The sequence below is a fragment of the Mesorhizobium sp. M0011 genome (genome assembly GCF_040324155.1).
Classification (GTDB): domain Bacteria; phylum Pseudomonadota; class Alphaproteobacteria; order Rhizobiales; family Rhizobiaceae; genus Mesorhizobium.
In genome coordinates, this window is sequence record NZ_JAMYVQ010000001.1 from 225,000 (window position 1) to 236,374 (window position 11,375).

Annotated in this window: 9 protein-coding genes and 1 tRNA gene; 5 read left to right on the top strand and 5 right to left on the bottom strand. The window is 62.4% G+C overall.

Features of this window, described 5'->3' with window-relative positions; translation table 11 throughout:
* Positions 1-22 precede the first annotated feature (22 nt).
* A complete protein-coding gene (gene betB, locus NKK51_RS01100; protein WP_352550707.1) occupies positions 23-1,486 on the top strand; it encodes a betaine-aldehyde dehydrogenase in 1,464 nt (487 codons plus the stop codon).
* A gap of 23 nt (positions 1,487-1,509) precedes the next feature.
* Here the strand turns inward: betB and NKK51_RS01105 are convergent, their stop codons facing one another.
* Both NKK51_RS01105 and NKK51_RS01110 read right to left on the bottom strand, forming a co-directional pair.
* Positions 1,510-3,747 carry a mannose-1-phosphate guanylyltransferase/mannose-6-phosphate isomerase gene (locus NKK51_RS01105; RefSeq protein WP_352550709.1) on the bottom strand — a complete coding sequence of 746 codons (2,238 nt, stop codon included), beginning with the start codon at positions 3,745-3,747 and terminating at the stop codon, positions 1,510-1,512.
* A gap of 11 nt (positions 3,748-3,758) precedes the next feature.
* The gene (locus NKK51_RS01110) at positions 3,759-5,279 is read right to left on the bottom strand and encodes a phosphomannomutase/phosphoglucomutase (protein WP_352550711.1); all 1,521 of its coding nucleotides are present in this window, start codon (positions 5,277-5,279) and stop codon (positions 3,759-3,761) included.
* 201 nt (positions 5,280-5,480) lie between these two features.
* On the opposite strand from NKK51_RS01110, the gene NKK51_RS01115 reads away from it, so the two are divergent.
* From NKK51_RS01115 to NKK51_RS01130, 4 genes are all read left to right on the top strand, one after another.
* Positions 5,481-5,557: transfer RNA gene (locus tag NKK51_RS01115), tRNA-Pro, on the top strand.
* Between the two features lie 817 nt (positions 5,558-6,374).
* Entirely contained in the window at positions 6,375-6,545 is a 171-nt protein-coding gene (locus NKK51_RS01120) for a hypothetical protein (RefSeq protein ID WP_430981656.1), read from the top strand.
* Positions 6,546-6,551: 6 nt separating this feature from the next.
* The gene (locus NKK51_RS01125; RefSeq protein WP_352550712.1) at positions 6,552-6,995 is read left to right on the top strand and encodes a hypothetical protein; all 444 of its coding nucleotides are present in this window, start codon (positions 6,552-6,554) and stop codon (positions 6,993-6,995) included.
* 229 nt (positions 6,996-7,224) lie between these two features.
* Positions 7,225-7,569: a hypothetical protein gene (locus NKK51_RS01130; RefSeq protein WP_352550714.1), complete on the top strand. Its 345-nt coding sequence runs from the start codon at positions 7,225-7,227 to the stop codon at positions 7,567-7,569.
* 33 nt (positions 7,570-7,602) lie between these two features.
* On the opposite strand, the gene NKK51_RS01135 is transcribed toward NKK51_RS01130, so the two are convergent.
* From NKK51_RS01135 to NKK51_RS01145, 3 genes are read right to left on the bottom strand one after another with little or no spacing between them, the layout of a single operon-like run.
* Positions 7,603-9,222, bottom strand: a complete 1,620-nt coding sequence (locus NKK51_RS01135; RefSeq protein ID WP_352550715.1) for an ABC transporter ATP-binding protein — start codon at positions 9,220-9,222, stop codon at positions 7,603-7,605.
* Positions 9,223-9,238: 16 nt separating this feature from the next.
* A complete protein-coding gene (locus tag NKK51_RS01140; RefSeq protein ID WP_352550717.1) occupies positions 9,239-10,360 on the bottom strand; it encodes an ABC transporter permease in 1,122 nt (373 codons plus the stop codon).
* On the bottom strand, positions 10,353-11,276 hold the full coding sequence (locus NKK51_RS01145) for an ABC transporter permease subunit (protein ID WP_027035849.1): 924 nt from the start codon (positions 11,274-11,276) through the stop codon (positions 10,353-10,355). The genes NKK51_RS01140 and NKK51_RS01145 overlap by 8 nt, the downstream gene beginning before the upstream one ends.
* Positions 11,277-11,375 lie beyond the last annotated feature (99 nt).

Here is an 11,375-nt window from a genome sequence, read left to right on the forward strand (position 1 = left end):
GCGAATACATCTGGAGAAAACCATGCGCGCCCAGCCCACGGCATCGCACTATGTCAATGGACGCTACATCGAGGACGAAGGCGGCGCGCCGCTGCCGGTCATCTATCCGGCAACCGGTGAGACCATCGCCATGCTACGTTCGGCGACGCCGAACGTGCTGGAGCTCGCCGTCGAGGCAGCGCGGGCGGCGCAGCCCGCTTGGGCGCGGCTGAAACCGGTCGAGCGCGGGCGCATCCTGCGCCGCGCCGCCGACATATTGCGCGCGCGAAATGCCGACCTTGCCCGCATCGAGACGCTCGATACCGGCAAGGCGATCCAGGAAACGCTGGTGGCGGACGCGCCTTCGGCGGCGGACTGCCTTGAATATTTCGGCGGTGCGGTTGCCGCCTACAATGGCGAGTCGGTCGATCTCGGCGGACCCTTCGCCTACACAAGACGCGAGGCGCTCGGTGTCTGCGTTGGCATCGGCGCCTGGAACTACCCGATCCAGATCGCCGGCTGGAAATCGGCGCCGGCGCTCGCCATGGGCAACGCCATGGTGTTCAAGCCTTCGGAAAACACACCGCTGTCGGCGCTGGCGCTGGCCGAAATCTACAGCGAGGCCGGGCTGCCTGACGGGCTGTTCAATGTGGTGCAGGGCTATGGCGATGTCGGCGCCGGGCTTGTCGGCCACGATGTCGTCGCCAAGGTCTCGGTGACCGGTTCGGTGCCGACCGGCCGCAAGGTGCTGTCGCTGGCCGGCTCGAAAATGAAGCACGCGACGATGGAGCTTGGCGGCAAGTCGCCGCTGATCGTCTTCGACGATGCCGACATCGAGAACGCCATTGGCGGCGCCATGCTCGGCAATTTCTATTCGACCGGACAGATCTGCTCCAACGGCACGCGCGTCTTCGTGCAGAGCGGCATCCACGACCGCTTCGTCGAGCGCCTTGTCGAGCGAACCAAAAAAATCCGCATCGGCGACCCGCTCGACCCCGAAACCCAGATGGGCCCGTTGGTCTCCAGGGCGCAGCACGACAAGGTGGTCGGCTATATCGAAATCGGCAAGCAGGACGGAGCTGTTCTCGCCTGCGGCGGCAACGTGCCTTCGTTGCAAGGTTTTCAGGGCGGTTTCTTCGTCGAGCCGACGGTGTTCACCGGCGTCACCGATGGCATGCGCATCGCCCGTGAAGAAATTTTCGGACCAGTGATGAGCGTGCTGAAATTCGATGGCGAGGACGAGGTGATCGACCGCGCCAACGACACCGAGTTCGGCCTCGCTGCCGGCGTCTTCACGCGCGACCTGCCGCGCGCCCACCGCGTCATCGCCGAGTTGCAGGCCGGCACCTGCTGGATCAACGCCTACAATCTGACGCCGGTGGAAATCCCGTTCGGCGGCTTCAAACAGTCAGGCATCGGACGTGAGAATTCGCTGGCAGCGCTGGCTCTCTATTCGCAGCTGAAGTCGGTGTATGTCGAGACTGGGGATGTAGCGAGCCCGTATTGAGAGGCCGGCCTCTCAATACGGGCTCATCCCTTCTCCACCGTCCCATCAAGATACTGCGTCAGCGCGCAGACCAGATGATAGAAGATGCTGGCAGGAACGTCCGATGCCAGCGAGCGGCCGCGCTCGTCGATGCGATCGATCCACAGGCCGAGCGGCGCCGGGTCGATGTGCCAGCGGAACAGCCGGCCGACGCGCGCTTCGATTTCCGGCTTGAGATCGGGGCCGCCAGAGCCATCCAGCGCGATCGCCGCCTTCACGGCTTCGGCCTGCGGCCAACTGCGGGATATCAGGTCGAGCGGCAGGCCTTGCCTGGAGACGGCGCCATAGGCAAGCCCGGTGGCGCGGTTGAGGCCATTGGCAGTGGCCGACGCGTAAAGTTTTCGGGCAAAGCCGCTCAACTCGGCCTGGCCGCTACGCCCGGCGAAATCTACCAGCAAAGAGGCCCATTCGAAATGGTGGCCGGGCTCGGTCCATGACCCTTTCTCGCCGGTGGAGGGTTTCCATTCGGCATCGAAATACTCGCCAAGCGTCCAGCTTTCCGGATCGAAGAAATGACTGCGGAAGAGGTCGATGATACGTGCCGCGCGCCGCAGATGGGCGCGCTCGCCGGTCGCCTGGTGCCAGGCGAGAAAGGCCTCGAGCAGGTGCATATGCGGGTTGGAGCGGCGCTCGCCTTTGCCGTCCGATGTCTCAAGAAAGCCGGTCATGCGGCTGTCTTCGAGATGCGCATCGAGAAAGGCGAAGGTTTCCTCGCCGAGGCGCAAGGCGTCGGGATTGCCTGACATATGCGCATGCGCCAGTGCCAGGAGCACGCAGGAATGATCGTAGGCATCCTCGGTGGCGTCGGCGACCGAACCGTCGACATTCAGCGTGCGAACCCAGCCGCCTTTGTCGGTGCGGCCCTTGCCGGCCATGAAGGCGATGCCGTGGCTGATCAACCGATCGGCCGGGCCGTCCCAGCCGCGCGCCCGGGCGACGGCGAAAGCATAGACCTGTCTTGCCATGGTGCGCATGCGCTTGGGCTTCATCAACGGCGAGGCGTCCAGGCCGAGCGCTTCGTGAAAGCCGCCATGGCGTTCGTCGACCCCCGATGTCGACCACAGCGGCAAGGTCTCCTGAAACAGCCAGTGATGCACGCGCCGGCGCCAGGCGCCGCTTTCGATGACGCGGTCATGCGCCGGCGTGAACCTGGTTTCCAGGCGACCCGATTTTTCGAGCTGCTCGACGATCTTCTTGACGTGTTGACTGTGGCTGACCGGGGCAACGAAGGTGGCATCCGATGTCGAAACGATGGCGATGTCCTTCATGCCGATCGCCGACAGCAGGCGGCCGTCACTGCGAATGTAGGAATTCTCGCAATCGATAGCGACGACATCGCCGATGATGACATTGCCCCGGTCGTCGGCGGGGCCGACATCGAGCAGCGACTGCCACGAGCCGAGATCGTTCCAGCGGAAGCCGGCCGGCACCATGGCGATGTCTTTTGCCCGCTCCATGATGGCGTAGTCGATCGAATTCGACGGAATGGCGGCGTAGAGTTCCAGCGGCATGTAAAGGCCGGACAGATCCGATGTCGCTGCCTTGTAGGCTGCTTCGGTGGCCTGCCAGATATCCGGCTGCAACGCTATGAAGGCGTCACGCATGGTGCGGGCGCGAAACAGGAAGATGCCGGTGTTCCAGTAGAAATTTCCGGCCTTGAGATAGCTCTGCGCAGTCGCAATATCCGGCTTTTCGACGAAGCGCGACACGTCGAAGGTGCCGCCGCTTTCGGCCGCGACCTCGATATAGCCGTAGCCGGTCTCTGGTTGCGTCGGCTTGATGCCGAACACCACCAGCCTGCCCTCGCGTGCTGCCTCGGTGCCGGCTTCTACGCTCTGCCAGAATTGGCTTGCGGTGGATATTTCGTGATCCGATGGCACCACCAGCACCAGGCTATCGCCGAATTCGGACAGTGTGCGCAGCGTCGCCAGTGCGACGGCGGCGGCTGTGTTGCGCCCGGTCGGCTCGAACAGCGGACCGCCGCCGGCGAGGTCGAGACCAGCAAGATCGGCGTGAACGCGATCAGCATGGCGCTCCGCGGCGATCAGGAAGATCGGCGTTCCGCCTTCCAGCCGGGCGGTCAGCCGACGCAAGGTCTTGGCCAGCATCGAGCCGTCGCCGGACAGATCGTGGAACTGCTTGGGGTTGTCCTCGCGCGACAGCGGCCACAGCCGCGAGCCGACGCCACCGCTCATGACAAAACTGACGATCCGCTCGGTCATTCAACTACCATTCAAAAGGTCTGGTTGTAGGCGCCCACCTCGGAGCTGCGGCGCAGCACGGCGTCGACAGCCTCGAACATCTCCCGTCGACGCTGCGACGACACCGGGCTTTCGACCACCACGACCAGTTCCGGTTTGTTCGACGAGGCGCGCACCAGCCCCCAGGTGCCGTCGTCGGCGACGACGCGCACGCCGTTGACGGTGATGAGGTCTGCGATCTTCTGCCCAGCGAAAACCCTTCCATCCCGCTTCATGGCCTGAAAATCGGCAACCACCCGTTCGACCACACCATACTTCACCTCGTCCGCGCAGTGCGGCGACATGGTCGGCGTGCCAAAGGTCAGCGGCAGCGCGCGATAAAGATCGGCCATCGAACTGCCCGGGCTGCGATCCAGCATCTGGCAGATGGCGATGGCGGTGACCAGGCCGTCGTCATATCCGCGCCCGATCGGCGGATTGAAAAAGAAATGACCCGACTTTTCGAAACCGGCGACAGCACCGAGTTCGGCGACGCGGCGCTTGATGTAGGAATGGCCGGTTTTCCAATAGTCAGTGACGGCGCCATTGGCGCGCAGCATTGCGTCGGTATGGAACAGGCCGGTCGATTTGACGTCGACGACGAAGGTCGAGTTGGGATGCTGGCTGGAAATATCCCTTGCCAGCATCACACCGACCTTGTCGGCAAAAATTTCATTGCCTTCATTGTCGACGACACCGCAGCGGTCGCCATCGCCGTCGAAGCCAAGGCCCATGTCGGCGCCTGATGCCAGCACCTTGTCCCGGATGGCATGCAGCATCCGCATGTCCTCGGGATTGGGATTGTAGCGCGGAAATGTATGGTCGAGCTCGACGTCGAGCGCGATGACCTCGCAGCCGATGCGCTGCAGCGCTTGCGGCGCGAAGGCGCCGGCGGTGCCGTTGCCGCAGGCGGCGACCACTTTCAGCTTTCGCGTGATGCGCTTGTCGCGGGTCAAATCGTCGAGATAAGTGGCGCGAAAATCGCGGACGAAATCGTAGGAGCCGCCGCCGACGAGATCGAAATCACCAGCCAGCACGATCGCCTTCAGCGCGCTCATCTCTTCCGGTCCGAAAGTCAGCGGCCGCGCCGCGCCCATCTTGACGCCGGTCCAGCCATTCTCGTTATGCGAGGCGGTGACCATGGCGACCGAAGGCACGTCCAGTGCGAACTGGGCGAAATAGGCCATCGGCGATAACGCCAGTCCGATGTCCCTCACCCGTGCGCCTGCTGCCATCAAACCGGACACCAGCGCCAGTTTGATCGACAGCGAATAGGAGCGGAAATCATGCCCGGTGACGATATCGGGACCGGCACCGACACGGCGAATCAGCGTGCCAAGCCCCATGCCGAGCGCCTGGACGCCGATCAGATTGAGCTCCGGCAGTTGCGCGGAACCGGGATGGCCGAACCACCAGCGCGCATCATATTCGCGAAAGCCGGACGCCTTGATCAGCGCTTCGGTTTCGAATTCGAAACTGTTGGGCCGGGCGTCGCCAACGATGCTGAAGGACAAGACTGGAAAACTCCGAGTGACGGAAATTACGAGTTGTCGAGGACTGCGGCTTAGCACAGAAGGCTTTAAGCCACGTTTATCCCAGGAGGGAATCCGAGCCTTTAGGGCTATGCTCGACGAAAGCCTACGAAATGCGACAGAAGTGCCGCCATGCCGCTTGCAGGAACGAAGTGTGGCGGCTATAAGCCCGCGGTCTGGTCACGGAGTGTAGCGCAGCCTGGTAGCGCACCTCGTTCGGGACGAGGGGGTCGCAGGTTCAAATCCTGCCACTCCGACCAGAAAAAACAAAGAGTTAGCGCATCCCGACTTCGGCGCTCCACCTGCCCCTCAAGCGAGATTACTCTCGTCCCCCGTCAGTCGGATGGGCGAATTTTTATTCGCGTGCCCGGCTGACAGCGATGCTGTTGCACTGGACAGTAACCAGACGGCCTCAACCGGCCGCCTGATGCTTTCGTGCGTGCGCTTCGCGGACAGATTCCGGAAAACATCCCGACTGGCACGCGCGTCCGCTCAGCGGAGGCCAAAAAAGCTCAAGATCGCTATCACGATGACCACAGCTCCGACGAGCCAAATGATATTGTTCATGATCTCTCTCCTGTTGCCTGGGGGAGCCCGCGCCTCTGGTAGAGAACGCGGGCCGACCAGCCTTTGCCGACTGATCTGCAGCAGACACCAAATCGTGATCCTGGCTGCGAGAAATAAACCGTCAGGCACGCCTAATGTTCCGTCGTGGCGTTCTATGATCATGGGCGCCGGCATCATCACCACGACAGCGCTGCCGTGACGGGCTCCGTCCTAACCCATCGGCACCATCCCGCGGTGATCGAACGACGGGTACTAACGCAGGGATCCGGCCCCGATTCTTGATGGGAGTCGAGTTTGGATGGGAGTGGGGCCACGAGAGGCCTCTTGGCACGCGTCCCGATCATGTGCCCACGACCAGACTTAGGTCCGGCCCTTGCCCGACCGAAGTCCAGGTTGGAAACGCTTGCCCTTGCCCCAAATTCGGGTGGCGGGCAAAAAATGGTCAATGAAACTAAGAGCAGCAGCATGTCGAACCGTGAGACCAAAAGATCCCATGCCCTGAGCATGCGCATGACAGAGATCAAAGCCAGGATGCAGGAAGCCCAGATTACCGAAGACGAGATGAAGACCTTCCAGAAGGTCGCGGCCATCATGGAGGGTCGCGAGGGGCGAATCGAGGTTGACGACCTGATTGCCGCGTCATTCCTCACCGACACGCAGCTGAACAGCCAGAAGCGTTAAGCGACCATGCCGACGATTAGCAGACTTTTTGATTCCCCCGCCGATGCGGCGCGGGTTGCCAGCGACTTGGTGGCGGCCGGAATTCCTCGCGTACAGATCGCGATCATCGGGCCTTACAATGACGAGGCGGGATCTCTTCGGGTTTCCGCTTTGGGATCGTTATTTGGCGCTGCCGCCGGCGGGTTGGTCTGCCTGAGTGCCGTTGCGGCCTATGGCATCAATCCTGTTGCTGCGGGCGTATTGCCAACAGCGGTGGCTGGCGCGTTCTGTGGCGGCGTTGCCGGCGGTCTGTTTGGAACATTCGCCATAGCCGCCATAAAAGCGGATGATCAGGAGGTTGCCGAGGGGGTGGTTCTGGTGACGGCGCATGTCGATGAAAATGACGCCGACATCGCTCAGACAGTGCTCGGCGGTCGCCCCCCGTCGACGCTCGTGGCCGAAGCAGCGTAGGAGCCGAAGCAGCGTAGGAAAGGCGTCACGACGTCCCCGGAACTCTTCCTTTGCCAGAGATTGAGCCCAACACTCGGCAGATAGCAATTCGAGTGACTGAAATGTTCCTGCGTCGACCGAAAGGTCGGCCCCAGTGGCAGGTTCGCGGCCGCATATTTTGACGAAAAGGTGCGTCGGCTTTAGGGTCGATGGACCTGATGAAAGACTGAAACGGCGGGCCGAGTGCGACATGAATTTGAATTCAACCACAATCCCGCCCTTGATCCTTGTGATGACGCTGGTTCTCGTCGCTGGCTGTTCATCGCTCGGAAGAACCGTCGATCCAGCGAAATACGATTCGATGACGTGCACCGACCTCAACAGTGCGATGGGAGACGTCGCCCGTGACATCTCGCAAACGGCAATCACGCGCGGCAAGGTCACCAACACCAATGTTCCACGCTGGCTGCTCGGCGGCTCACGCGTGAAGACCGCGGTGGCCAACCGCGAAACAGCCAGGATCGACCGGCTTAAGCAGCAACAGGATGCCATTGCCGCTGTGCGAGCGCGCAAGTGCCCGAGGTCCGCGAATTGAGCGGACAGCCAATGCCTTGGTGCGGAGCCCGGTTCAGGCGCTCAGCCGAAATCGCGTCACGTCGATCGCGGCCGCCATCAGCGTCTGCGTGTAGGCGTGCTGCGGATTGCTGAAGATCGCCTCGGTCGGCCCTTCCTCGACGATCTTGCCCTGTTTCATGACGATGATGTAGTCGGCCATGGCGCGCACGACCGACAGATCATGGCTGATGAAAAGATAGGACAATTCGTGGTCCGCCTGCAGCTTGCGCAGCAGTTCGACGATCTGTTTCTGCACAGAGCGATCGAGCGCCGAGGTCGGCTCATCCAAGACCACCAGCCTGGGCTTCAGGATCATGGCGCGAGCAATGGCGATGCGCTGCCGCTGGCCGCCCGAGAATTCGTGCGGGTAGCGATTACGTGCGTTGTGGTCGAGGCCGACCTCGCGCAAGGCCTCGACCGCGCGTTGATCACGCTGCTTGCCTGAAAGATCAGGCTCATGCACCAGAAGTCCTTCAGTGATGACCTGGCCAACGGTCATGCGCGGCGACAGCGAGCCGAACGGGTCCTGGAAGACGAGCTGCATCTGGCGCCGCAGCGGCCGCATCGCCTGCCGGTCGGCTTGGGAAATGTCGCGATCGCCGAAACGGATGAGCCCGTCGCTCGGCAACAGCCGCAGCAAGGCGCGGCCGAGGGTCGACTTGCCCGAGCCGGATTCACCGACGATGCCGATGGTCTGGTTGCGCTGCAGCCGGATGGAGATGTGATCGACGGCACGCAGCATCAGCGGTTCACCAGCAAGAAACCCGCCGCCGATCCTGAACGTCACTTCGACATTCCTGCCTTCGAGCAGCACCGGGGCATTGGCGGGCGGCGGCGCCTTGCTGCCGGTCGGCTCGGCCGCCAGCAGCATTTTCGTGTAGGCATGCTGTGGGTTGGCGAAGATCGCCTCCGCCTCCCCCTCCTCGACAACCTCGCCCTGGCGCATGACATAGACCCGGTCGGCAAAACGGCGGACGATGCCAAGATCGTGGGTGATGAAGATGATCGCCATGCCGAGCTTGCGCTGCAATTCGGCCAGAAGCACCAGGATCTGCGCCTGTATGGTCACGTCGAGCGCCGTCGTCGGCTCGTCGGCGATCAATATGTCAGGGTCGTTGGCGAGCGCCATCGCGATCATCACACGCTGGCGCTGGCCACCGGACATTTCGTGCGGATAGGATTTCATCCGCCGCTCGGGATCGGGAATATGCACCAGCCGCAGCAGTTTGAGCGCCTCTTCACGCGCCTCGGCGACATTCAGGCCCCGATGCCGGCGGATCGGTTCGATCAACTGATTGCCGATCGAATAGAGCGGATCGAGCGAAGTCATCGGCTCCTGGAAGATCATGCTGATCTTGCGGCCACGGACCTTGTTGAGCTCGGACTTGCTGAGCGTCAGCAGATTGCGGCCGCGATAGTCGACGTGACCTGTCGCCTCGCCGTTCGATGCCAGCAGGCTCATCGCCGCCATCATCGTCTGGCTTTTGCCGGACCCGGATTCGCCAACCACGGCAACGGTCTCGCCAGATTTGACATGGATGTTGATGCCCTTGACTGCTTCGACGGCGCCGTCAAGCGTGCGGAAGCGGACACGCAGATCCTTGACGCTGAGGATCGTTTCGGAAGCAGCCATCTCGGCGATCCCCATCTTAGCGATCCCTTGGGTCAAGTGCGTCGCGCAGGCCGTCGCCGACGAAATTCAGCGCGAACAGCGTCGAGACGAGGAAGAAGGCGGGGAACAGGAGCAGCCAGTTGGCGGTGCCGATGTTCTTGGCGCCGACCGAGATCAGCACGCCCCAGCTGGTCATCGGCTCCTGCACGCCGAGGCCGAGAAACGACAGGAAGCTTTCCAGGATGATGACCTGAGGCACCAGCAGCGTCATGTAGATCACCACCGGGCCGAGCAGGTTGGGGATGACGTGGCGCAGCAGGATGCCGCGCTGGCCGACGCCCATGGCTTCCGCCGCCTGGACATATTCCTGCCGGCGGATCGACAGCGCCTGGCCGCGCACGATGCGCGCCATGTCGAGCCACAGCACGGCGCCGACCGCCAGGAACATCAGCACGAAGTTGCGGCCGAAGAACACCACCAGCATGATGACGAAGAAGATGAAGGGCAAGGAATAGAGCACGTCGACGATGCGCATCATCACCTCGTCGACCTTGCCGCCGGCAAAGCCTGCAGCGGCCCCGTAGACCACGCCGATCATCACCGCCACGACGCCCGCGAGCAGGCCGATGGCCAGCGATATGCGCCCGGCCATCAGCGTGCGCGAGAGAAGATCGCGGCCCGTGTTATCGGTGCCGAACAGGAAATATTGCTGCTTGATCGAGGCGCTCATCGTCACTTCGAGACCGTCAGGCGACTTGCTCTCGATCTTGGTGCCGTCAAAGGCATCGGAACGGTCGAGATAACGGATGTTGCGATCGTCGATCGGCCTGGTCGACTTGACGGTGACGAAGACCTGGTTGCCTTCCTGCCGCCACTCCTTGATGTCGACCCGCATGCGCTTGATCGCTTCGGTAAGCGCCGTCTCGACCATGTCGGCCTTCGGATAGGCTGACAGGCTTGGCGGCATGCGCACATAGTCGGCATAGATGGTAGTGTATTGATGTGGCACGAACCACGGCCCGAACACGCTGACGACACCGATCAGGGCAAGGTAGTACAGGCTGAACATGGCGGCGCGATTGGCCTTGAGACGCGCCCAGGCATCCCCCCAGAGTGAACGGCCGATGACGGCGGGGGCTGTGGCTGCGATGTCAGTCATAGCGCACCCTCGGATCGACGACCGCGTACATGACGTCGACGATCAGGTTGAAGACAATGGTAAAGATGGCGATCACCACCACCGTTCCCATCACCAGCGTGTAGTCACGATTGAGCGCGGCATCGACGAAATAGCGGCCAACGCCTGGAATGGAGAAGATCGTCTCGACAATGACCGAGCCGGTCAGCAATGCCGCCGCCGCCGGACCGGTGAAGGAGACGATCGGCAGGATGGCGCCGCGCAGCGCGTGCTTGACCACCACCGACCAATCGGACAGGCCGAGCGCGCGCGCCGTGCGGATGTGATGGGACCGTAAGGATTCGATCATCGAGCCACGCATCAGCCGGGCGACGATGGCGATCTGCGGCAGAGCGAGCGTCAACACCGGACCGACCTTGTTGATGAAAGCGCCATCGCCCCACCCACCGATCGGCAGCAGCCTCCAGGTCAGCCCGAACAGGAGTTGGATCACCGGCGCGATGACGAAGGTTGGGATGGTGCTGCCGGCCGTCGCCAGCGCGATCACCGTATAGTCGCCAAGCTTGTTCTGGTTAAGCGCCGCAATGGTGCCGAGCACACAACCGAGCAGCAGCGCCAGGACGAGCGCCGAGGCGCCGAGCTGAACCGATATAGGCAGGCCCTTGGCGAAGAGTTCGGTGACGGTGAAGTCCGGCATGTTGTAGCTCGGGCCGAAATTGCCGCGCAGCAGATTGCCGAGATAATGGACGAATTGCAGCCAGAGCGGGTCGTTGAGGCCGAACTGGGCTTCGAGATTGGCCTTGATCTCGGGGCTCAGCCCCCGCTCTTGGTTGAATGGGCCGCCCGGCGCGACGCGCATCAGGAAAAACGCCATGGTCACGATGACGAACAGCGTCGGGATGGCGGTCAGAAGCCGCCGTAATACGTATCGCAGCATCGGTGCCCCGCTTGATCCAGAGCAACGCGCGTCCAGCCGGACGGTTGCGCTCTAGCCTTCAAATCTTCGCACCGACATACCGAAAATCGATTCCGGTTT

Excerpts from the sequence above, each read along its gene's own strand:
- betB (WP_352550707.1), top strand. The coding sequence starts at position 23 with ATGCGCGCCCAGCCCACGGCATCGCACTATGTCAATGGACGCTACATC.
- NKK51_RS01105 (WP_352550709.1), bottom strand. The coding sequence starts at position 3,747 with ATGACCGAGCGGATCGTCAGTTTTGTCATGAGCGGTGGCGTCGGCTCG.
- NKK51_RS01120 (WP_430981656.1), top strand. The coding sequence starts at position 6,375 with ATGACAGAGATCAAAGCCAGGATGCAGGAAGCCCAGATTACCGAAGAC.
- NKK51_RS01125 (WP_352550712.1), top strand. The coding sequence starts at position 6,552 with ATGCCGACGATTAGCAGACTTTTTGATTCCCCCGCCGATGCGGCGCGG.
- NKK51_RS01130 (WP_352550714.1), top strand. The coding sequence starts at position 7,225 with ATGAATTTGAATTCAACCACAATCCCGCCCTTGATCCTTGTGATGACG.
- NKK51_RS01135 (WP_352550715.1), bottom strand. The coding sequence starts at position 9,222 with ATGGCTGCTTCCGAAACGATCCTCAGCGTCAAGGATCTGCGTGTCCGC.
- NKK51_RS01140 (WP_352550717.1), bottom strand. The coding sequence starts at position 10,360 with ATGACTGACATCGCAGCCACAGCCCCCGCCGTCATCGGCCGTTCACTC.
- NKK51_RS01145 (WP_027035849.1), bottom strand. The coding sequence starts at position 11,276 with ATGCTGCGATACGTATTACGGCGGCTTCTGACCGCCATCCCGACGCTG.